The sequence below is a fragment of the Nocardioides sp. NPDC101246 genome (genome assembly GCF_044767415.1).
Classification (GTDB): domain Bacteria; phylum Actinomycetota; class Actinomycetes; order Propionibacteriales; family Nocardioidaceae; genus Nocardioides.
Genome location: NZ_JBIWNX010000015.1, coordinates 1 through 21054 on the forward strand (window position 1 = coordinate 1; position 21054 = coordinate 21054).

At 69.8% G+C, this 21054-nt stretch carries 17 protein-coding genes and 1 pseudogene; 6 read left to right on the plus strand and 12 right to left on the minus strand.

Annotated features, from left to right (window positions below):
- Positions 1-257: 257 nt before the first annotated feature.
- Both ACIRON_RS24215 and ACIRON_RS24220 read right to left on the minus strand, forming a co-directional pair.
- A complete protein-coding gene (locus ACIRON_RS24215; protein ID WP_402996267.1) occupies positions 258-1754 on the minus strand; it encodes a tannase/feruloyl esterase family alpha/beta hydrolase in 1497 nt (498 codons plus the stop codon).
- Between the two features lie 125 nt (positions 1755-1879).
- Positions 1880-3130 carry a glycoside hydrolase family 1 protein gene (locus ACIRON_RS24220; RefSeq protein WP_402996268.1) on the minus strand — a complete coding sequence of 417 codons (1251 nt, stop codon included), beginning with the start codon at positions 3128-3130 and terminating at the stop codon, positions 1880-1882.
- 15 nt (positions 3131-3145) lie between these two features.
- On the opposite strand from ACIRON_RS24220, the gene ACIRON_RS24225 reads away from it, so the two are divergent.
- The 3 genes from ACIRON_RS24225 (at position 3146) to ACIRON_RS24235 (ending at position 5969) form a co-directional block, all read left to right on the plus strand.
- Positions 3146-3838, plus strand: a complete 693-nt coding sequence (locus ACIRON_RS24225) for a pirin family protein (protein ID WP_402996269.1) — start codon at positions 3146-3148, stop codon at positions 3836-3838.
- 82 nt (positions 3839-3920) lie between these two features.
- Positions 3921-4451: a hypothetical protein gene (locus ACIRON_RS24230; protein ID WP_402996271.1), complete on the plus strand. Its 531-nt coding sequence runs from the start codon at positions 3921-3923 to the stop codon at positions 4449-4451.
- 15 nt (positions 4452-4466) lie between these two features.
- Positions 4467-5969 carry a flotillin family protein gene (locus tag ACIRON_RS24235; RefSeq protein WP_091043467.1) on the plus strand — a complete coding sequence of 501 codons (1503 nt, stop codon included), beginning with the start codon at positions 4467-4469 and terminating at the stop codon, positions 5967-5969.
- A gap of 259 nt (positions 5970-6228) precedes the next feature.
- On the opposite strand, the gene ACIRON_RS24240 is transcribed toward ACIRON_RS24235, so the two are convergent.
- The 3 genes from ACIRON_RS24240 to ACIRON_RS24250 all read right to left on the minus strand — a co-directional run bounded on the left by ACIRON_RS24240 (position 6229) and on the right by ACIRON_RS24250 (position 11464).
- Positions 6229-8028, minus strand: a complete 1800-nt coding sequence (locus tag ACIRON_RS24240) for a penicillin-binding transpeptidase domain-containing protein (protein WP_402996274.1) — start codon at positions 8026-8028, stop codon at positions 6229-6231.
- Between the two features lie 197 nt (positions 8029-8225).
- Positions 8226-9248 carry an SGNH/GDSL hydrolase family protein gene (locus ACIRON_RS24245; protein ID WP_402996276.1) on the minus strand — a complete coding sequence of 341 codons (1023 nt, stop codon included), beginning with the start codon at positions 9246-9248 and terminating at the stop codon, positions 8226-8228.
- Between the two features lie 125 nt (positions 9249-9373).
- Positions 9374-11464: an MMPL family transporter gene (locus ACIRON_RS24250; RefSeq protein WP_402996278.1), complete on the minus strand. Its 2091-nt coding sequence runs from the start codon at positions 11462-11464 to the stop codon at positions 9374-9376.
- A gap of 87 nt (positions 11465-11551) precedes the next feature.
- Between ACIRON_RS24250 and ACIRON_RS24255 the strand changes: the two genes are divergently transcribed.
- On the plus strand, positions 11552-11872 hold the full coding sequence (locus tag ACIRON_RS24255; protein WP_091043475.1) for a PadR family transcriptional regulator: 321 nt from the start codon (positions 11552-11554) through the stop codon (positions 11870-11872).
- Between the two features lie 137 nt (positions 11873-12009).
- Positions 12010-12648 carry a permease prefix domain 1-containing protein gene (locus tag ACIRON_RS24260; protein ID WP_402996281.1) on the plus strand — a complete coding sequence of 213 codons (639 nt, stop codon included), beginning with the start codon at positions 12010-12012 and terminating at the stop codon, positions 12646-12648.
- Between the two features lie 111 nt (positions 12649-12759).
- Here the strand turns inward: ACIRON_RS24260 and ACIRON_RS24265 are convergent, their stop codons facing one another.
- The 4 genes from ACIRON_RS24265 to ACIRON_RS24280 are packed head-to-tail and all read right to left on the minus strand — an operon-like array spanning position 12760 to position 17628.
- On the minus strand, positions 12760-14619 hold the full coding sequence (locus tag ACIRON_RS24265) for a DEAD/DEAH box helicase (protein WP_402996283.1): 1860 nt from the start codon (positions 14617-14619) through the stop codon (positions 12760-12762).
- Positions 14620-14678: 59 nt separating this feature from the next.
- Positions 14679-15491: an MOSC domain-containing protein gene (locus ACIRON_RS24270; RefSeq protein ID WP_402996285.1), complete on the minus strand. Its 813-nt coding sequence runs from the start codon at positions 15489-15491 to the stop codon at positions 14679-14681.
- A gap of 23 nt (positions 15492-15514) precedes the next feature.
- Complete coding sequence (gene glmS, locus ACIRON_RS24275) at positions 15515-17338, minus strand: glutamine--fructose-6-phosphate transaminase (isomerizing) (protein WP_402996287.1); 1824 nt, start codon at positions 17336-17338, stop codon at positions 15515-15517.
- Positions 17339-17364: 26 nt separating this feature from the next.
- Entirely contained in the window at positions 17365-17628 is a 264-nt protein-coding gene (locus ACIRON_RS24280) for a hypothetical protein (protein ID WP_091043484.1), read from the minus strand.
- Between the two features lie 536 nt (positions 17629-18164).
- Here ACIRON_RS24280 and ACIRON_RS24285 point away from each other — a divergent pair.
- Complete coding sequence (locus tag ACIRON_RS24285) at positions 18165-18779, plus strand: YceI family protein (RefSeq protein WP_091043487.1); 615 nt, start codon at positions 18165-18167, stop codon at positions 18777-18779.
- Between the two features lie 74 nt (positions 18780-18853).
- On the opposite strand, the gene ACIRON_RS24290 is transcribed toward ACIRON_RS24285, so the two are convergent.
- From ACIRON_RS24290 to ACIRON_RS24300, 3 genes and pseudogenes are all read right to left on the minus strand, one after another.
- On the minus strand, positions 18854-19453 hold the full coding sequence (locus ACIRON_RS24290; protein ID WP_402996290.1) for a class F sortase: 600 nt from the start codon (positions 19451-19453) through the stop codon (positions 18854-18856).
- A 55-nt stretch (positions 19454-19508) separates the two neighbouring features.
- Positions 19509-20180, minus strand: coding sequence for a sortase domain-bontaining protein (locus tag ACIRON_RS24295; protein ID WP_402996527.1), 672 nt, complete (start codon positions 20178-20180; stop codon positions 19509-19511).
- A 38-nt stretch (positions 20181-20218) separates the two neighbouring features.
- Positions 20219-21054 (minus strand): annotated as a pseudogene (locus tag ACIRON_RS24300) (hypothetical protein); the annotation flags it as partial.

A 21054-nucleotide genomic window follows, 5' to 3' on the forward strand; every position in this document is an offset into this window, starting at 1 on the left:
GAGAAGCTCGCCTTCTAGCGGAACTGCCCAGGAACAACTGCCCAGGAACAACGACGGAGTGGGGGGGGGGGGCGGGGGGGCGCCCCCCCCCCCCCCCCCCCCCGCCCGCCCCCCCCCGGGGGGGGGGGCGCGCCCCCCCCCCCCCCCCCCCCCCGCCGCCCGGCGGCCCCCCCCCCCCCCGGCCCCCCCCCCCCCCCCCCCCCCCCCGCCGCGGCGCCCCCCCCCCCCCCCCCCCCCCCCCACTCCGCGATCACGGGTCAGGACAGGCTGCGAGGGGCCTTGCCCTTCTCCACCCAGCTCACCAGCGCCCCGAGCGGGTCCGCGGGTGCCGGGGCCGCACCCGGGCCGCAGTGGGCGGCGCCGGGCACGAGGAAGAGCCGGTAGAAGTCGCTGGTCGCCCGACGACCGAAGCGCTTCTCGACCTCGTCGTGGTAGCGGATCGAGCCTCCGACGGGGACGAGCTGGTTGGCCAGGCCGTGCCAGGTCAGCAGCTTGCCACCGGCACGACGGAAGCCGGACAGATCGGCGTCGTCGCTGGCGATGACGTCGTGGTACTGCTCCACCGACTGCGTCAGGTAGGCCTCGAAGTCGGCCTGGGTGATCGTGGTGAGGTCATAGGCCGGGTCCTGCTTCAGCAGGCTGGCGACCCAGCCGGTCGACACCGGGAAGGGGTAGGTGCCGATCGCGCTGAGGTCGGCGCCCTTCGCCAGTCCGTACCAGAGCCGCTTCCCGGTCGAGGAGCGCGGGCCGTCCCAGATCCGGTTCACGACCTCGGCATCGGTGGCCGTGAGGGTCAGCTGCTCGCCGTCGCAGAGAACGGTCCGCCCGACGATGCTCTTCGCGTCGAAGTCGCAGGCGAACGGGTCCTCGATGACGCCGTTCGTGTCCGGGCCGTCGCAGGCGGCGACGGCAGCGGCCGTGAAGGCGTCGAACTCACACTTCGTCAGATGGTCGTCCAGCTCGTTCTGCACCACGATCGGCCAGAGATCACCCACGGCGAAGCGGTCCCAGGAGATCGCCGGCGCATTGGCGAGCACCCCGTCGAAGTCCCCGGGATGACGCTGCGCCTCCATGTAGCCCTGGCGGCCGCCGGTCGAGCAGCCGTTCCAGTACGAGTACGCCGCCGCGCGGCCGTAGTGGGCGCGCGTGACCGCCTTGCCGACGACGGCCAGCTCGTGCGGGCCGCGCTCGGCGAAGTTCTCCAGGACCGTCCGGTTCACCCGGCCGTCGGCGGTCAGCGCCCAGTCGGGCGTGTACCCGGTGGTCGGGGTCGCGCCGGCGTCCGTGGTGCCGACTGCGTACCCGGCCTTGATCGCGTTCGCCTGGTCGGGGCCGAAGCCGCCGGCGAGGTAGCCGCTGCCACCCAGCGCCTGGAAGCGGCCGGTCCACCCGGTCGCCGGCAACCACACCTCGATCAGCTCGCGGTCACCGGCACGACCGTGCGTCAGCGTGACCTGGACCTGGCAGAACGCGGGCACCCCGGTCACCGGCGGGGGCGGCTCGGCCTGCCCGAACAGCGGCGGGAACTGCAGGGTGCCGCCCGGCTTGGCGACCGCCGTGACGTCGACGACCCGGGCACCCTTGGGCGCGGAGACGTCCGGGACGACGCACTTCGATGCGGCTGTGCCCGGGCCGGTCGCGGTCGTGGCGCCCGCGGAGGGCCGGTCGTGGTGGTTCGTGCCTGCGTACGCCGGCTGCACGGCGAACGTGAGCGCTGCGACCAACGGGACCGCGGCGACCAAGAGCCTCTTCATGTCGTTCTCCTCCTCGTGCGGCCCGCTCGGGCCGCACGAGGAACACTCCCTGGCAACACCCCGGTCCGACGCCAGGGAGACACCCTGGCCGACCCCCTGGCGACATACCTGGCGAGGGATCGGAGCTAGCCGGTCGGGGCTCCCTCGGCGTGCGCCGCGACCATCTCGGCGTACCACCCGAAGGACCGCTTCGGCGTACGCACCCCGGCGGCGTCGACGTGCACCAGGCCGTACTTCCCGCCCACGCCGTCCTCCCAGTCCTTTCCGGTGAACGGCGCCTCCCAGCCGTCGCGGTCGAGCAGGGTGTAGGCGTAGAAGCCGCGGACGTCGACACCGCGCTCGATCGCGGCCGAGACCGCCTCCAGGTGTGCCTCGAGGTAGTCGATCCGGGCCTGGTCGTCGACCTCGCCGTCGACCATCGGAGCGTCGTACGCAGCACCGCACTCGGTCACCACGATCGGCGGCATCGCGGCGCGATAGCGGGATCGGGTGATGATCAGCCACTCCCGCAGGGCGGTGGGCACCACGCCCCAGCCGGTGTCGGTGGCGGGGTAGCCGACGAGCGGCACCATCCGGAACGGGATGTCGTCACCCTCGGCGGAGGCGCCGATGCGTTGCGGCGCGAAGAAGTTGACCCCGTAGAAGTCGAGGGGTGAACGGATCGCGGCCATGTCGCCCGGCATCGTGACCTCGTCGGCGAGACCGGCGATGTCACGGGGATAGCGGCCCATCAGCATCGCTTCGAGAGGCACGGCGTTCCAGGCCAGGTCGATGAGCTTGGCCGCGCCGACATCGGCAGGATCCTCCGAGAGCGGCCAGATCGGCTCGTGGTGGTTGGCGCACCCGACCGACTCGACACCCGCTGCGCGCAGCACCTGCACACCGCGGCCATGGGCGAGGAGGAGATGGTGCATCGCCGCGACGACCCCCCATCCCGCGCGGCGCCCGGGCGCGATCGTGCCGAGCCCGTAGCCGAGGTAGCCCGCGACGTTGGGATCCTGGACCGGCACCCACTCCGGGATCCGGTCGCCGATCAGGTCCGCGACCGTCTCGGCGTAATCGCCGAACGCATCGACGGTGGCGCGGTTGAGCCAGCCGCCGTCGGCGGCCAGCGGCTCCGGCAGCTCGCCGGCGTAGAGCGTGGCCGACGGGCGCAGACCGGCCTCGAGCAGCTCGTCGACCAGGCGGTCGTAACGAGCGCGGGCATCGGGATCGAAGGCACCGCGCCCACCCGGCTGAAGCTCACGCCAGGAGACCGCGAACCGGTAGCCAGGCGCACCGAGGCGTTGAAGCAGCGCAACGTCCTGCTCGCCCCCCGGCCGGGTGGCGTCTGCAGTGCCGAACACGAAGCCAGTCGGGAACTTGGGAAACGCCACGGCACAATCATGACTGTGACTGCCCAGATCCGCCGAGGAAACGCCCGATTCACGGAACGTCCACCCGGCCTCCGGCCAGGAAAAATAACCTGGCACACCTACTCGTTCGGCCCCCACTACGACCCCGACCGCATCGGCTTCGGCCCGATCGTGACCTACGACGAACACCTGTTGCGCAACGGTGAGGGGTTCGAGACCCATCACCATGCCGGGGTCACGATCGTGACCTGGCCGCTGGCCGGCGAGGTGACCCACACCGACTCGACCGGCGCCACCGGGACCGTCGCCCCCGGCCAGGTCGGTGTCTTCACCACGGGCGACGGTGTCGACCACTCCGAGTTCGCCTCGGCCGCCGGCACCCGGTTCATCCAGGTCTGGATCGCGGGCAGCACCGGCGCGCCGGCGTACGCCGTCCACGACGTCGCCGCCGTCGAGGGCGAGTGGACCGAGGCCGTCCACCTGGACCAGGGGACGCTGCGGGTCGGTCGCGTCGGCACCGCCGGCCCCGCCGAGATCACCCTCCCGGACGGCGACCTCCGCCATCTCCACGTCGCCTCCGGGGCTCTCCTGCGCAGCGGGATGGCCGAGCCGCTCACCGCCGGCGACGCCTTCGAGATCACCGCCGGCGACGATCTGCCGCCGGAGTTCACGGTCGGCGCGGGCGTACCGACCGAGCTTCTGCTCTGGACCTTCGACCAAGGCCGATAAAGCGCAGACAGGCCGAGGAAGCGACGGATACAGTCCGCTCTAGACTGCTGCTCAGTGTGGAGACTCTGCTGAAGGATTTGGTGTGACGACGTTCCTGATCATCGGAGCCGTCGGGTTGGGCCTCCTGCTGGTGTCGCTGGTGATCGGCGACCTCCTCGACGGCTTCCTCGGCGGCCTGCTGGACTGGCTGGCGAGCGACTGGTTCTCCACGGCCGCGCTGGCCGGATTCGTGTCGGCGTTCGGGTTCGGCGGTGCCATCGCCCACGGGCCGCTGGACCTCGGCCTGCTGCCCTCCATCCTGATCGGCTCCGTCGTCGGAGCGCTCTTCGCGTGGTTCGCCCTGTGGCTGACCCGCCTGCTGAAGGAGGAGCACACCGACGCGGCGCCCTCGGGGGACGCCGCCGTCGGCCTGGACGCTGCCGTGATCACCGCGATCCCGGCGGACGGGTTCGGCGTGGTGCGAGTCGCCCTCGGGGGCCACACGATGACCTACAACGCCAAGGCTCCCGACACCGACGAGGCGATCACGCCCGGCACCGCCGTGCACATCACCGGTGTCCTCTCACCGACGGCAGTCACCGTCGCGCCGACCTGGCGCGAGATCACCTCCTGACCTGAAGGGGTCCTCATGGAACTGCTGGTGCCGATCGCCGGCCTTGTCGTACTTCTCATCCTGCTTCTGCTGCTGGTCACCAGCCGCTACAAGGTCGCCGGTCCCAACCAGGCGTTCATCGTCACCGGCCGCAAGGGCAAGGCGGTGCTCAACCCCGAGACCGGCCAGCTCACCACCGACCTGTCGGGTCAGAAGGTCGTGCTCGGCGGCGGCGTCTTCGTCGTGCCGTTCGTGCAGAAGCTGGCGACCATGGACCTCTCCTCGCGCCGGATCTCGGTCCAGATCCGCGGCGCGGTCTCCGGGCAGGGCATCAAGCTCAACCTCGAAGGTGTCGCGATCGTGAAGGTGGGCGGCAACGCCGACCAGATCCGGCTGGCCGCACAGCGCTTCCTCTCCCAGCAGCAGGAGATCGAGCCGTTCACCCAGGAGGTGCTCGCCGGTGCGCTGCGCTCGATCGTCGGTGGCCTGACCGTCGAGCAGATCATCCGTGACCGGGCCGCGTTCGCCCAGCGGGTCGCCGACGAGTCCGAGTCGTCCCTCACCGGCCAGGGCCTGATCCTGGACACCTTCCAGATCCAGGACGTCACCGACGACGGCTCCTACCTCGCCAACCTGGGCCGCCCTGAGGCTGCCCGCATCACCCAGGCTGCTTCGATCGCCGAGGCGGAGGCTCGCCGTGCCGCCGAGCAGGCCCGGATCAAGGCCGAGGAGGAGATCGCGGTCGCCCAGCGCGCGCTCGCGCTCAAGCAGGCCGAGATCAAGGCCGAGACCGACGCGGCCTCGGCCAACGCCGCCGCCTCCGGCCCGCTGGCCCAGGCCGACCGCGACCAGGCCATCCTCACCGAGCAGGAGAAGGTCGCCGTACGTCAGGCCGCACTGACCGAGCGGCAGCTCGAGACGCAGGTGCGCAAGCCCGCCGACGCGGAGCGCTACCGCGTCGAGCAGGAGGCGGAGGGTCGCCGCAACTCCGAGATCGCCGCCGCGGAGGCCCGCAAGGCGGCCACCATCGCCGCGGCCGAGGCCGACGCCGAGCAGGCGCGTCTCTCCGGCGAGGCCGAGAAGGCCCGCCGTGCCGCGCTGGCCGAGGCCGAGGCCATCGAGGGTGCCAAGCGCGGTGACGCGCAGAAGGCGCTGCGTCTGGCCGGTGCCGAGGCGACTCGGGCCGAGGGTGAGGCGAGCGCTGCCGCCACCCTGGCCGTCGGTCACGCCGAGGCCGAGGCGATGGACAAGCGCGCCGCCGCGTTCGCGTCCTACAACGACGCCGCCGTGCTGCAGATGCTCATCGAGGTCCTGCCCCAGGTCGCCAGGGAGGTCGCGGCGCCGATCAGCGCCATCGACAACCTCACCGTGCTCTCCACGGAGGGGGCCGGCGCCATCCCGAAGCAGGTCAACGACAACGTCGTCCAGACCCTCAACATGCTCAAGACCACGACCGGAGTCGACCTCGGCGGAATGCTCCGCAAGGCCGCCGACTCGACCTCGGCGAACGGCACCGCCGAGATCCCTGCCGGGCAGTGACCGATCCACACCTTGCTAACACCCTGGCACCAATCGTGTGGAAAAGGGACATAAACGTGACAGCCAGGAACAAGTCTGGTTATGTATCCACGTCGACGTAGGGAGGGAGCACTCCAAGCCTCGACCGGGCCTCGCGGCCGCAAGGCCGCCAGGCTCGCCCCTTGAGCTTCTCTACTGTTCCCCCCGTCGGTAGAGAAGCACCGAGGGAAATTGAATGTGGCCCGGCCTCACGGCCGGGCCACATCTTATTTGCCGGTCTCTATCGCTCGTTGGCCATCCGGAGGAAGGCCTCGACGAGCGGGCCCGAGGTGGCGGCGCCGTTCTCGCCCTCGTCGACGTAGACGGCCACGGCCAGGTCACCCTGCGCGGCGATCATCCAGGTGTGCGTGAGGCGCTTGCCGTTGCGGTCGAACTCGGCCGTGCCGGTCTTGGCGATCACCGGCTTGCCCGGCACGTCGGCCAGGCCGCTGCCGGTGCCGTCGGTGACCACGCCCCGGAAGATCGTACGCAGCTGCTCGGCCTCGTCGGCGGCGAGCGGCTCGACGCCCGACGGCTTGGCGACCTGGCCCTCGACGAGGGTCGGGACCACGGTGTGCCCGGCCTGGATGGAGCCGATGACCGTGGCCATCACGAGCGGCGAGGCGAGCACCTTGCCCTGGCCGATCAGGTCGGCGGCGTGCTCGGTCTCGCCCGCGGGCTCGGGGATCTGTCCGAAGTAGGAGGTGAAGCCGGCGTCGCGATCGATCCCGAAACCCAGCGAGGCGGCGGCGGAGGCGATCTCCGCGTGACCGACCTCGCCGGCCACACCGACCATGGCGGTGTTGCAGGACTCGGCGACGGCATGGGCGAGGGTGATCTCGCCGAGGGCCGACTTCGGGTACCACGAGTCGTTCTTGAAGGTCTTGCCGTCGACGGTGGCCTTGGCAGGGCACTTGACCTGGCTCTTCGCGTTGAGCCCCTTGCGCAGCAGCGCCAGCGTGGTCGCGGCCTTGAAGGTCGAGCCCGGCGCGGCCTGGCCGTAGGTGGCCAGGTTCATCTTGTTGTCCTCGCCGTTGGCGGCGACCAGCACGGCCCCGTCGCTGGGCCGGATCGCGACCAGGGCACTCTCGGGCTTGATTCGCTTCAGGATCTTCTCGGCGCTCTTCTGGAGCCGCGCGTCGAGGGTGACGGTCAGCGACTTCCCGTCGATCGGGTCGGAGCTGTAGAGCCTCTTGAGCACCTCACCCTCGTCACCGAGCACCGCGACCTGCAGCCCGGGCTTCCCCCGCAGCTGCTCGTCGTAGCGCGCCTGCAGGCCGGAGAGCCCGGCGAGATCACCCGGAAGGAAGGTGCCGGGCTTCTTCTTCATCATCTCCGCCGTGACCTCACCGACGATGCCGACGACCGGTGAGGCGAACTCCTTGGTCGGGCCGAGCGGGAGTGTTCGGTTGAGCATCGCGGCGCCCTTGATCTTGGCGATCTTCGCGGTCTTGGCCTTCGTCATCATCGGCTTGCGGATCGAGAGCGCCTCGACGAACGCCTTGTCGCCGGCAGCCTTGACGCGCTTGGCGTAGCGCTTCGGGTTGATGCCGACGATGGCGGCGACGTCGCGGGCGGCCGCGGGAGCCGCCACCGGGTCGATCAGGGTCTTGTCGATGCCGACCGTGACGACCGGCCGGTCCGCGACCAGGGTCTCTCCGGACGTACTCAGGATCTCGCCGCGCTGCTGCTGGACGGTCTCGACGTGGAGGCTGCGTCCTTCGGCGAGCGTCGGGGCGACGACCGTCGGCTCCCAGACGAACTCCCACGTGTCATCGGTCTTACGGAGCTCGACCTCCGACTCGTAGGTCCACCGGCCGCCCGGCAGTCCCCACGCCCAGGTGAGCGTCGACTTGGCGCTGTCGGTGCCGTGGCCGGAGAAGACCGGCTTGGTCGCGGACACGTCGGGCGCGCCGAGCTTCCCGAACAGGTTGCCGGTCAGATCGCTGTACTCGTCGGCGACGGCAGCGGGGTCGGTCTTCGCCACGAAGTCGACCTTCGTGAAGGTTCCGGTCTCCAGCGCGGTGGTCAGGGCCGACACGCTCGGACCCGGCTCCTTGTCCGCACCACAGGCGGCAAGCAGCGGTAAGGCAACAGCAAGGGCCGCTATGCCCCGGGAGACTCGCATGGAACGGTTCTATCAGCCTCGCCCCCAAGATTGGGTTACACCTGTCCAACGCGGAGGTTGTGAAGCCGAGAGTGACCAGTAGGCCACGCTCGGCTTCACAACCCATCCGGTCAGTGCGTCGCCAGCCAGGCGTCCAGGTCGACGCCGCGCTGGTCGGCGAGCTTCTCCAGACGCTCACGGGTCGGCGGCTGGAACACCTTCGGCTCGATGTGGCGGTCGAGGGCGGCGTACTTCCTCTGCTTGGCGGCCTGCGCGGGACCGGTCGCCTCGGCCGCGGTGACCACGGCCGGGGTCGCGGTGACCGCGGCACCGGTGAGCGGCGAGCTCACCAGAGGGGTGTAGCCGTCACGATGGCCCGCGGTGTTGGCGTGGTAGGACTCCGCGATCGGGTTGGAGAGCCCGTTGACCCACTCGGGGTTGTCACAGACCGCGTGTCCGGTGAACCGGCTGATCGGGTTGACGTAGCTGAAGCCGGCGGCGCTCGCCCGGGAGGCCGTGGTGTTGTTGAGGAGCACCGCGGTGTCGTTGAGGAGCGCCTCGTCCTGCGGGCTGAACCAGGTGAGGGCGTTGCAGTCCTCGCCCATGAACAGCTTCGGATAGCCCACGACCACCACCTTCGCGCTGGGAGCGGCCGACCGGATCCTCGAGTAGAGCGTCCCGAGGCTGGCCGGGAGCGTGTTGCGGATGTAGTTCTGCGCACCCGCGACCGCTCCGGCACAGTCGCTCGCCCAGGCGGGGAGAGCGCACTCGGTGATCACGTCGACGAAGCCGGCGTCGTTGCCACCGACCGAGATGGTCACGTAGCGGGTCGAGCTCGACAGCGCGCTGAGCTGGCTGTTGGTGACGTCGGCGACGACCGCTCCCGAGCAGGCCCGGAAGTTGAGGCTGTAGCTCTTCGCCGCGGCGACCAGGCTCGGGTACGCCAGGGTCGAGCGCATGCAGTTGCTGCCGTCGTTGATGTAGGTGCGGGTGCCGACTCCTGAGGAGTAGGAGTCGCCGAGCGCGACGTAAGGCTCCCCAGCCGCAGCGGCTGGGGAGCCTGGGGCGGCGGCGAGGCCGGCGCCGAGAAGGGCGATGGATGTGAGGGAGACCGCGAGGCGGACTTTGGACAGGCGGAAGATCGAACCGTTCATGGCAACTCCCGAAAGCCGGGGACCGCTGGGGGCGGCCCTTCCCTTCGGTTGTACGCGTCCTTACGTCTCCCCGCAGGAAATTTGTTTCACGTCCAAGTAACTGTCCGGAACCCGCTTACCCGGGTTCATCCGACGTTCTGCAGGCGCGGCAGGAGCCGGTCGAGCCACCGCGGCAGCCACCAGGCGCCGGGGCCGAGCAGCCGCATCACCGCGGGCACGACGAGGCACCGCACCACGACCGCGTCGAGCAGCACCGCGACCGCCATCACGAAGCCCATCTCCTGCAGCATCCGGTCCGGGCTGAACCAGAAGGCGCCGAAGACCACGACCATGATGGCGGCGGCGGCCGTGATGACACCGCCGGTGTGCGCCAGCCCCTCTCGGACCGCCTCCTGGGCATCGCCGCTGCGCAGCCACTCCTCACGCATCCGCGAGATCAGGAAGACCTCGTAGTCCATCGAGAGCCCGAAGACGATCGCGAAGGTCATCACCGGCAGGAACGCCTCGATCGGACCGGGCTCGACCCCGAGCAGCCCCTCCTGGAAGACGTACGTCATCGCGCCCATCGAGGCGCCGATCGAGAGGAGGTTGAGGATCGCCGCCTTGATCGCCACGGCGACGGACCGGAAGACGCACATCAGCAGCAGCGAGGAGAGCCCGACGACGAGCCCGATGAAGAGCGGCAGCTTCTTCCCGACCGCGTCGGAGTAGTCGATCAGCGCCGCGGTCGATCCGCCGACGAGGACGTCGCCGCCGAGATCCTCGCGGAGATCCTTGACCAGCTCGGTGGTCTCGGCATCCTGCGGGCCGGTCTCCGGGAAGGCGACGGAGGTGAACACCGCTCCGTCGGGCGACGGTTGCGGCGGCGTCACGGCGGCCACGCCGGCGTACCCCTGGACCTCCTCGTACGCCGCCACCGCTTCCTCCTGGGAGCCCTCGGTCATGACGATGAGCGGGCCGTTGGCACCGGGGCCGAACTTCTCGCTGACCAGGTCGTACGCCTTCCGCGTGGTCGAGGAGGGGTCGTCGTTGCCCGCGTCGGCGAAGCCGAGCTGGAGGCTGAGGACCGGGGCGGCGAGGGCGCCGAGCGCAACCAGGGAGACGACCAGCGCGGCCCACGGGTGCCGCTGGACACCGGAGGCCCAGGCGCGCCAGCGCTGGCCGGGCTCGCGACGGGAGCGGGCGGCGTGCTTGCGTACCGACTTCTCCAGACGCTTGCCGAACAGCGTCAGCAGCGACGGCAGCAGCGTGACCGCGGCGATCATGGTCATCAGGACCGTGAGCGCGACGCCGAGCACGACCCCCTGGATCGAGGTCAGCTGCAGCACGTAGAGGCCGCAGAGGGCGAGGATCACGCTCACGCCGGCGAAGAGGACCGAGCGGCCGGCGGTATCGATCGCGGTCGCCGTGGCGTCCTCGCGGGTGGCGCCGCCGAGCAGCTCGCTGCGGTAGCGCGAGAAGACCAGGAGCGCGTAGTCGATGCCCACGCCCAGCCCGACGATCATCAGCATCGGCGCGGTGTAGTCCGGGATCGTGGTCAGGTGCGAGAGCAGCGTGACCACGCCGAAGGTCGTGCCGACCGCGAAGATCGCGGTGATCAGCGGCAGGCTCGCCGCCAGGAACGAGCCGAACATGAACAGCATGATCACCAGCGCGGCGAGCATGCCCATCCCCTCGGAGCTGCCACCCTCGCCCTCGTTCACCTCACGCATCGAGTCGCCGGCCATCTCGACCTGGAGGTCGTCGGTCGAGGTCTCGTCGGCCAGCTCGAGGAAGGGCTCATAGACGCTCACCGGGAGCTCTCCGGCCTCGGCGTCCATCACCACGGTGACCAGCGCGGTCGTACCGTCCTCGCTCACCGAGCCGCGCTGCGGATCCGCCGCCTCGACGCTCTCGACATGAGAGACCTCGGCGAGATCCGCGAGCAGCTGGTCCACGGCCTGCTGGTCGGTGTTCCAGCCGCGCTCGTCGTGGATCACGGCGCGCACCTCGTCGCCGCGCGATCCGCCGTGCTTCGCCTGCAGGTCCGCCATCTCCTGCGACTGGGTGCCCGGGATGTCGAAAGAGTTGCGGTAGTCGTCGCCGATGCTCTGCGCCGCCGCCGTCACACCCACCAGGACGACCACCCACAGCAGCAGTGCGGTCCAGTGATGGCGTTGGGAGAAGGACGCCAGCCGCCGCAGCGGGCTGGGTCTGGTGGTCGTCTGGATGGTCATCATGTCTCCTGTCGTACGTCGCCTGGCTATAGGTAGCCTGACGACATGTATGGCGACAATGTACGTCCTGCTGTGTAGGCTGTCTACATGAAAGCCGACGCCCTCCGTGGCCACCTCGACTCGCTGATCCTGGCCGTCGTCGAGAAGCAGCCCCTCCACGGCTACGCGATCATCGAGGCCCTGAGCGCCCGCAGCGGTGGCGAGCTCGACCTCCCCACCGGCACCATCTACCCCGCCCTGCGCCGCCTGGAGAAGGCGGGCTACCTCGACAGCTCCTGGTCCGAGGTCGGCGGCCGCAAGCGCCGCACCTACGAGCTCTCGAGCGCCGGCCGCAAGGCCCTCGCCTCCCACCGCCAGGAGTGGCGCACCTTCGCCAAGGTCGTCTCGGGCGTACTCGGCGAAGCCTGATCCCCGCCGAGCCCCCTGCCGAGCCGTCACCCCCGTCGGCCGAGTCGGCACTTACGTCGGCCGAGATGGCACTTATGGCGAGTCATTCAGGGAGTTCCCTGATGTGGTCGGCGCCGTCGAGCGCAGAGGATGAGCCCATGAGCGCCGTCGACGTCTACCTTGCGGACCTGCGCGCCGCGATCCCCGGCCCGAGCTGGACCCGGCGCGACCTGCTGCGCGAGGCCGGCGACCATCTCGAGGACGCGACCGACGCCTACACCGCCGCGGGCTACACGACGACCGAGGCCGAGACGCTCGCCCTGCGCGACTTCGGCTCCGTCGACGACATCGCGCCCGGCTTCCGGGACACCGTCGCTGTCGGCGCAGCCCGACGTACGGCGCTCCTGCTCGTCCTCGTCATGATCCCCCAGGCCTTCCTGTGGGACGGCGGGATCGACCTCGGTGCGAGCGCCCACTCAGCCGCCCCGGACAGCGGCCTCTTCCACGTCCTCGACCTCGTCATCGGGTACGTCGGCACAGCAGGCGCCCTCGGCGCCGTCATCGCCCTGGCGGTGACCGCGATCGGTCAGCGTTGGCTCCGGATCGGGCGCCGTACGGCCCGACTGACCGCCGCCTGGTCCCTGGCCACGGCCATGATCGTGCCGATCATCGGCTTCACCATGCTGGCCCTGACCGGCGGCCTCACCGTGTTCCTGGCGCTCAGCGCGCTCGCCTTCATGGCCGCGCCGTTCGCCCTGGTCGCCCTCTCCGCCCAGCGCACCCTCGCCGCCTGCTAGCCGAGAGGTCACCCCGTCGCCCGAGACGTCACTCAGGTCGAGCGAGGCGTCACGACGTGACCGCTCGGCCGACGCGAGTGACGCTTCGGCCGACGCGGGCGACGTCTCGGATCAGTCGAACTTGCGCTTCTGCCGCAGCTTGCGGGGGCGATCGCCGAAGTCGGAGCTGCCCTGACGGCCGCCCTTGTCGAAACGGCCGCCCGAACGACGCACGGGGCCGCCGCCGGAGTCCTCGGAGAGCTCGATGAGCTTGCCGGAGATGCGGGTCGACTCGAGCGCCTTCCAGGTCTCGGGAGCCAGGTCCGCGGGGAGCTCGACGAGCGAGAAGTCGTTGCGGATGGAGATGTTGCCGAAGTCGGCGCGGCGCAGGCCGCCCTCGTTGGCGATGGCGCCGACGATCTGGCGCGGCTCGACCCGGTGGCGCTTGCCGACCTGGATCTTGTAGGTGGCCAGCGGCTGCCCGGTGTGACGTGAGGTGCCCGTCTCGCGACGCGGGCCGCGGTCGCTGCCTCGGTCGTCGCGGTCGCGACGCCCGCGCCTGTCCTCATAGGCAGGCTTCTCGGGCTCGGGCTCGAGAAGCAGCGGCTCCTCGCCGTGGAGCACCGCGGCCAGGGCGGCGGCGACGTCGACCTCGGGGATGTCGTGCTCCTCGACGTAGTGACGCACCACGTCGCGGAAGAACTCGATCTTCTCGCCCTCCTGGAGCGCTGCGGTGATGCCGTCGTCGAAGCGGGAGAGCCGGGTCGCGTTGACCTCGTCGACCGAGGGCAGGTTCATCTGCGTCGGCGATGCCTTGGTGTGCTTCTCGATCGCGCGCAGCAGCCACCGCTCGCGCGGGGTGACGAACGAGATCGCGTCGCCGGTGCGGCCGGCGCGGCCGGTGCGGCCGATGCGGTGGACGTACGCCTCGACATCGGTCGGCAGGTCGTAGTTGACCACGTGCGAGATCCGCTCGACATCGAGACCACGAGCCGCGACGTCGGTCGCGACCAGGATGTCCAGCGAGCCGTCCTTGAGCTGGTTGACGGTCTTCTCGCGCTGGGCCTGGGCGATGTCGCCGTTGATCGCGGTCGCGGCGAAGCCACGTGCGCGCAGCTTCTCGGCCAGCGACTCGGTCTCGGACTTGGTGCGCGTGAAGACGATCATGCCCTCGAAGTTCTCGACCTCGAGGATGCGGGTGAGCGCGTCGACCTTCTGGGGGTAGGACACCATCAGGTAGCGCTGGGTGATGTTGGCGGCGGTCTGGGTCTTCGCCTTGACCGAGATCTCCTTCGCATCGCGAAGGTACTTCTTCGACAGCCGGCGGATCTGCGCGGGCATCGTCGCCGAGAAGAGCGCGACCTGCTTGTCCTCGGGGGTGTCGGCGAGGATGGTCTCGACGTCCTCCGCGAAGCCCATGTTGAGCATCTCGTCGGCCTCGTCGAGCACCAGGAAGCGCAGCTGGGAGAGGTCGAGCGTGCCCTTCTCCAGGTGGTCCATGATCCGGCCGGGGGTGCCGACGACGACGTGGACGCCACGACGCAGCGCGGTCAGCTGGGGGCCGTAGCCCTGCCCGCCGTAGACCGGCAGGATGCGTACGCCGTCGAGGTTGGACGCGTAGCGCTCGAACGCCTCGCACACCTGCAGGGCCAGCTCGCGCGTCGGCGCGAGCACCAGCGCCTGCGGCGCGTTCTGGTAGACGTCGAGGTTCGAGAGCACCGGCAGCGCGAACGCGGCGGTCTTGCCGGTGCCGGTCTGCGCGAGACCGACGACGTCGCGGCCCTCGAGGAGCGACGGGATGGTGGCGGCCTGGATCGCCGAGGGCGTCTCGTAGCCGAGCGCCTTCACGGCCTCGAGGACACCTGCGGAGAGACCGAGCGAGTCGAACGTCGGGCCCTGCTCAGCCTCCACGTCGGACCCACCGCTGGGCGCGCTCGGCTCTTCGGGCGCGGGAGTGGTGGATACGGGAGAATCAGCGTCGGTGCTCACCATCCAACGGTAGGCCCTTATAGCACGATCTCAGCATTCCTCGGCGCGGTGGCCCCCGTCACTCAGGAGACGATGACCTCGTCACCCACCTCGATCTCGCCGGGATGAGCGACGGCGAGATGCACCGCCGCCCAGACCTTGCCGTCCCAGCGGCGATGCTGGGCGAGAGCCCGGAGCGGGTCCTTGCCCGACTCCAGCGTGTCGGCGTCGATGGTCGTCATCACGCACCGGTCGATCGGGGCCGCGACCCGGAACCGGGCGCCACCGATCCCGACCTCGCTCCAGCCGTCCTCGGCGAACGCCTCCGGGGACCCCTCGATCAGCAGGTTGGCACGGAAGCGCTGGGCAGGGACCTCGTCCTCGGCCCAGGCGTCGATCTGGTCGGCCGAGGCATCGGTGATCAGCGACACCGGCGAGGAGTCGTGGAACGCGGCGAACTCGCCGGGCCGGTACTTGTCCGGGTTCATCGGCCGCTTCGTCGGGTCGGCACACCACATCAGCCTCAGATCGTCGCGGCCGAGCGCCTTCCTCAGCCACGCGTCCGCAGGCGCCCCGACGGCCTGTGCCGTCAGCGGCTTCGCGAAGAGACGTACGCCGACAGCCGGCGTCTCCCGCGGGGGCACCGCCACCTCCAGCGGGTCCATCTCGGGGAAGTTCAGCAGCAGGTCCACGCCTGCCGGCCCGCCGGTCGAGGGAGTGTCCGCCACGACCTTGAACAGCTCCCGCACCTCACGGGCCGTCACCAGCTTGCCGCTGCCGTCGACGACCATCCACTCGCGGTCCCCCACGATCCCGGCCCTACCGACGTACGCCTCCTCGACCGGCCGGATCGCCGTCGACTTCACCGGATGGATGTTGATCCCTGCCAGGCGCATGGGGCCCATTGAAGCGGAAACCGCTACTCGACCGTGACCGATTTAGCGAGGTTCCGGGGCTTGTCGACGTCGTGGCCGAGAGCTTTGGCGGCGTGGAAGGCGATCAGCTGGAGCGGGATGGTCAGCAGGATCGGATCGAGCTCGACCTCGTTCTTCGGTACGTCGACACGCAGCGCGTCGAGCTCGCCGAGGTCGACATCGGGGTGGGTGACGACGACCAGCGGCCCGCGACGGGCGCTGATCTCGTGCAGGGCCGCGACGTTCCGGTCGGTCAGCTCGTCCTGGGGCACGATCGCCACGGTCGGCACGGACTCGGAGATCAGCGCGAGCGGACCGTGCTTGAGCTCGGAGGTCTGATAGGCCTCCGCGTGCCGGTAGGAGATCTCCTTCAGCTTCTGCGCGCCTTCTCGCGCGACCGGGTAGCCGCGTACGCGACCGACGAAGAACATCGACTCGGCCTCGGCCAGGCGCGCCGCGACCTCCTCGAGGTGGGACTCGCTCTTGAGGATCTCCTCGATCTGGGTCGGCAGCGCCTGCAGGCCGGCGATGAGTCGCTTCCCGTCGGCGATCGAGAGGTCGCGCACGCGGCCCAACTGGAGCGCCAGGAGCGAGAACGCGACGTACATGTTGGTGAGCGCCTTGGTCGAGGCGACCGCGATCTCCGGGCCGGCGTGCAGGTAGATGCCGCCGTCGACCGCGCGCGCGATCGCCGAGCCGACGACGTTGACGACGCCGAGCACACGCCCGCCCTTGCGCTTGATCTCCTGGACCGCGAGCAGGGTGTCGATCGTCTCGCCGGACTGGGAGACGGCGACGTAGAGGGTGTCGGGCTCGATGATCGGGTTGCGGTAGCGGAACTCCGAGGCCGCCTCGGCGTCGGCGGGGACCCGGGCGAGCTCCTCGATGAGCCCGGCGCCCATCTGCCCGACGTAGTAGGCGGAGCCGCAGCCGAGGATCTTCACCCGGCGGATCGCGCGCAGCTCGCGCGGGTCGAGGTTGAGCCCGCCGAGGTGGGCCGTGCCGAACCGCTCGTCGAGCCGTCCGCGCAGCGCCCGCTCGACCGAGGACGGCTGCTCCAGGATCTCGGTGAACATCCGGGGCTCGTCGGCGAGCTCGCCGTACTCGTACGCCGACGGGTCCACGTCGACCTCGCGAGCCGTCGTCGTGGTCGTGGTCAGGTCCTGGCGGAAGGTCGTGAACCCGGTCGCGGTGACGGTCGCGAGCTCGCCGTCGTCGAGATGGGCGACGGTGGTGGTGTGGCGTACGACCGCGGCCAGGTCCGAGGCGACGTACATCTCCCCGTCGCCGACTCCGATGATCAGCGGCGAACCGTTGCGGGCGACGACCATGCGGTCGGGGAAGTCGGCGTGCACGACGGCGAGGCCCCAGGTGCCCTCGACCTGGGAGAGCGCGTCGACGACCTTCGCTTCCAGATTGTCAGCAGTCGACAATCCGATCAGGTGGGCGAAGACCTCGGTGTCGGTGTCGCTGACCAGCTCGACGCCCGCCTCGGTGAGCCGCTCCCGCAACGAGGCGGCGTTGTCGACAATCCCGTTGTGGACAACGGCCACGCGGCCGTCGGCGGAGACGTGCGGGTGGGCGTTGGTGTCGTTGGCCGGACCATGGGTCGCCCACCGGGTGTGGCCGATGCCGACCTTGCCGGCGAACCGCTTCGGCAGCGCGTCGACCAGATCGCGTACGCGGCCGGCCTTCTTCACGACCTGGAGCCTGCTGCCCAGCACCGCGACGCCCGCCGAGTCATAGCCACGGTGCTCCAACCGGGCCAGCCCCTCGGTGAGCAGGCCTGCGGCCTGCTGAGGTCCGATGTAGCCGACGATTCCGCACATGTGTCCCGTCCAATCTATCCGTCGTTCTATCCGTAGATGAGCCGTCGCAGCTGCCGTTCGGTCAGCTGCGGCGCGGCAACGACCCGCGCCCGAAGCTCCTCGGCGAGCTGCGCGAAGATCGCGTCGTTCTTCGCGCCGTAGGTCTTCAGCTGTGCATGCCGGCGGCGTACGTAGGTCTCGACCGGTTCGTCGAAGTACGCCACCACGTCCTCGATCACGCGCGCCGCCTCCGCGGGACGGAGCCCGGTGGTGGCGACCAGGTGGTCGATCAGCGCTTGCTCGGCATTCACATCACCAACTGTGAAGCACCCGCATCTCCAGGTTCAAGTTCCTGCCCGATTTCGGGCAGGAATCGCGCATTCATGCCTAAGTGGAGCAAAGGGCGGACAGATCACCCATTTCGACACCTTCAGGTGGAGCGACGCACGCCATATTCCCCATTGCTTGGACTTACCCGTGGGGGTGCGGTACCTTAGGTGAACACAAGGTGAACAGGAGGTGTCTGATGAACGGTAATAAAGTGACCAGCAAGCTCGAGCTCCGCTGGCTCCCCGTCGTCGACCGCCGCGGCCGTAAGCACATGGAGGCCCGCTGGGTCGAAGTCAGTGCGCCCGCGACCACGCGTCACGCCGCCTGACAACCGCTCGACGTTTCCGAGGCCCGCCCCCGACAAGGGAGCGGGCCTCGTGCATTTAGGGATAGCGTTGTCACTGCAACCAATTTCCCCGCCCGCCGTCAGAAAGCCCACGAGAGCGGGAACATTGGGAGAGATTCCCCCGTTATGATGCTTGCAGTTTCAACCAATTCTTCCAGGAGCAAACCCAACATGGGCATTTTCAGCAAGAAGGACGCGGCCCCCGCCGCGACCGACTTCGACACCCCCACCGCGGCGATCGACGACATCACGGGTGACTACACCCTCGACATCGCCCACACCCGCCTGGGCTTCTCGGCCCGCCACGCGATGGTGACCACCGTCCGCGGCTCCTTCAAGGAGTTCGAGGGCACCGCGACGATCGACACCGCCGAGCCGACCAAGTCCAAGGTCTCGCTCGCGATCACCGCCGCCTCCGTCGACACCGGCAACGCCGACCGCGACGGCCACCTGCTCTCGGGTGACTTCTTCGAGAACGAGGCTCACCCCAACATCACCTTCGAGTCGACCGCGGTCGAGTTCGACGGCGAGACCTGGAACATCACCGGCGACCTGACCATCAAGGGCACCACCAAGTCGGTCACCGTTCCCTTCGAGCAGACCGGCTCCGCCAAGGACCCGTTCGGCAACACCCGCGTCGGCTTCGAGGGTGCTGTGGCGATCAACCGCACCGACTGGGGCCTCTCCTTCAACGCCGCCCTCGAGACCGGCGGCGTCCTCGTCTCCGAGAAGATCAAGCTCGAGTTCGACATCTCCGCGATCAAGGACGCCGACGAGGCCGCCTGATCCTGGGGTCGATCTGACCCACGACGCGTCGGGGCCACCGGGAGATCCCGGTGGCCCCGATGCATGTCCGGACCTCAGCCGACGATCCGGACCAGCGTCGCGTAGACGACCGTGTTGCTCTGGTATCCACCCTCGGCCCGGTCATAGTCGCCGCCACACGTGATCAGCCGCAGCTCCGCATACGGGACCTGCCCGTAGACCGCCTTCGTCGGGAAGTCGGACTTGAGGTACGACGCCAGCCTGTCGACGCGGAACACGGCCGTGGAGCCGTCGACCCGGTCGACCCTCACCTTCGCGCCGCGACGGAGGTCGCCCAGGTCGTAGAAGACCGCCGGTCCCTCCGCGGAGTCCACGTGCCCGACGATGACCGCCGCCCCGGTCGCGCCGGGGGTCGGCGAACGCTGATACCACCCGGCCGTCTGCGCCTGCGACAGCGGCGGCACCTCGAGGCGTCGCTCCTCGGTCAGATCCAGCCGCATGAGGTCACTGGCCACCCCGATGCTCGGGATGCTGACTGCGGTCGGCGCCGGCGAGGTCGAGACAGGACGTACGCCGGGGGCCGGCCCACCAGACGCAGCGCTCCCCGCCGCCGCATGGGCGGAGGGAGCGCCGTCACCTGGAGGGTCGGTGGTGAGGGCCCCGGATCCCCAACCACCGAAGACGATCAACAGCACGCCGCCGACAGCGAGAAGCAGAGCTGCCAGCAGCGATGCCGTTGCCGCACGCGGCCTACGTGATCGAGACGAAGTCCGCATAGACGACCACGTTCCCGGCGACCTGCCCGGGCTCCATCGCGCCGCCCGTCGAGACGAGCCGAAGCACCGGAGCCGCCGAGCGCTCGTAGACACGGTCGGCGGGAAAGTCCTTCGGCAGGTACGTCGCGATGTCGGTGACCTCGTACGTCACCGTCCTGCCGTCCTTGCGGACGACCTCGATGTCGTCGCCCTTCGCGAGCTTCGCGAGGTCGGCGAACGCACCCGGCTTCTGGGACCTCCCCTTGATGAAGCCGGCGATGACGCTGGCGCCCGGCTCGCCGGGCGTGACCGAGCCGGTGTACCACCCCGCACGTTGCTGCGGCGGAAGGACCATCGACTGCTTGATGTCCACGCCGAGCCGCACGAGGTCCGTACGCAGTCCCATCGCCGGAACGACGAGGCGGACCGGTTCCGAGCTGGTCGTGGCGTACGTCGCCGGGATCGTCGGATCGGAAGTCTGGGGTGTCGCCGAAGCACTGGACCCATCAGTGGGCCCGGCGAGGTCGTTGCTGTTCGCAACGCTGGTTGGCTGACCGAACGTCGTGCCGAGGACGACAGTGCCGACGACGGCCGCGGTCAGGGCAATGAGAGCGGCGGAGGCCGCCAGGACCCGCAGGTCCCGGCGGCCGCCACTCCTCCTCTTCATACTCACGAGATCTCCATCTCTGACCAGGTTGACGGTTCTCAGATGCTGTTCCGGCGGCGACCGATGAGGAGGCCGAAGGAAGCGAACAGCATCATCAGGCCGGCGCCGACGAGCCAGGCGTCGGTGGAGGTGGCAGTGCCACCCGCACCGGCGTCGACTCCGCCGACCGGCATGGTGGGCGCGGCGCCCGCAGACGCCGAGCCGTTCTGGCCAGAGCTGGTGGGCACAGAGCCCGTGCTCGACCCGAGAGTCGCTCCGGTCGAGGATCCGACCTGGGCGGCACCCTGCGCACCGGTGGCTCCGGTGTTCGTGGTGCCCGAGGTGTTGGCGTTGCCGGCGGTGTTGCCAGTGGCGCTGCCGCCGTCGGTGGCGTCGCCACCGTCCGCGGTGTTGCCACCGTCCGCCGTACCGCCGGTGTTGCCACCGCCGGCGCCCTCGCCCTCGTCGACGCCCTCATAGGTCACGCTGGTGCTGAACGCGGCCGGCTCACCCGTAACCGCGTCCCGCGCCGTGACCTCGACAGGAACCTCCTGGACACCGGGCTCGGTCTCCAGATCCGTGGAGCAGGTCGTCGACTCGCCAGCGGCGAGCGACGTTTCGGTACAGGCCATCTCCTGCCCAGCTGCCTGGGCACTCACGTCCTCCACCGGACTGTCACCGGCATTGCTCACCGGGACAGATACACGCGAGGTCGAACCGCTGGTTACCTGCGGTACGTCCTCCGCCGACGCGGTCGCGCCGTCGACGCTGGGCTCCCCGGCCAGGATCTCGGGCGCACCCGAGCTCTGGTCGTCGCCCTCGTCACCGTCGGTGCCATCGGTCCCGTCCTCCGGGTCGGTCGACTCATCAGAGCCGTCCTCACCATCGGTCTCGT

What these genes read in the sequence shown, in the direction of transcription:
- ACIRON_RS24215 (WP_402996267.1), bottom strand. Translation starts at nt 1,754, where the DNA reads ATGAAGAGGCTCTTGGTCGCCGCGGTCCCGTTGGTCGCAGCGCTCACG.
- ACIRON_RS24235 (WP_091043467.1), top strand. Translation starts at nt 4,467, where the DNA reads ATGGAACTGCTGGTGCCGATCGCCGGCCTTGTCGTACTTCTCATCCTG.
- ACIRON_RS24245 (WP_402996276.1), bottom strand. Translation starts at nt 9,248, where the DNA reads ATGAACGGTTCGATCTTCCGCCTGTCCAAAGTCCGCCTCGCGGTCTCC.
- ACIRON_RS24250 (WP_402996278.1), bottom strand. Translation starts at nt 11,464, where the DNA reads ATGACCATCCAGACGACCACCAGACCCAGCCCGCTGCGGCGGCTGGCG.
- ACIRON_RS24255 (WP_091043475.1), top strand. Translation starts at nt 11,552, where the DNA reads ATGAAAGCCGACGCCCTCCGTGGCCACCTCGACTCGCTGATCCTGGCC.
- ACIRON_RS24260 (WP_402996281.1), top strand. Translation starts at nt 12,010, where the DNA reads ATGAGCGCCGTCGACGTCTACCTTGCGGACCTGCGCGCCGCGATCCCC.
- ACIRON_RS24265 (WP_402996283.1), bottom strand. Translation starts at nt 14,619, where the DNA reads ATGGTGAGCACCGACGCTGATTCTCCCGTATCCACCACTCCCGCGCCC.
- ACIRON_RS24270 (WP_402996285.1), bottom strand. Translation starts at nt 15,491, where the DNA reads ATGCGCCTGGCAGGGATCAACATCCATCCGGTGAAGTCGACGGCGATC.
- glmS (WP_402996287.1), bottom strand. Translation starts at nt 17,338, where the DNA reads ATGTGCGGAATCGTCGGCTACATCGGACCTCAGCAGGCCGCAGGCCTG.
- ACIRON_RS24285 (WP_091043487.1), top strand. Translation starts at nt 18,165, where the DNA reads ATGGGCATTTTCAGCAAGAAGGACGCGGCCCCCGCCGCGACCGACTTC.
- ACIRON_RS24295 (WP_402996527.1), bottom strand. Translation starts at nt 20,180, where the DNA reads ATGAAGAGGAGGAGTGGCGGCCGCCGGGACCTGCGGGTCCTGGCGGCC.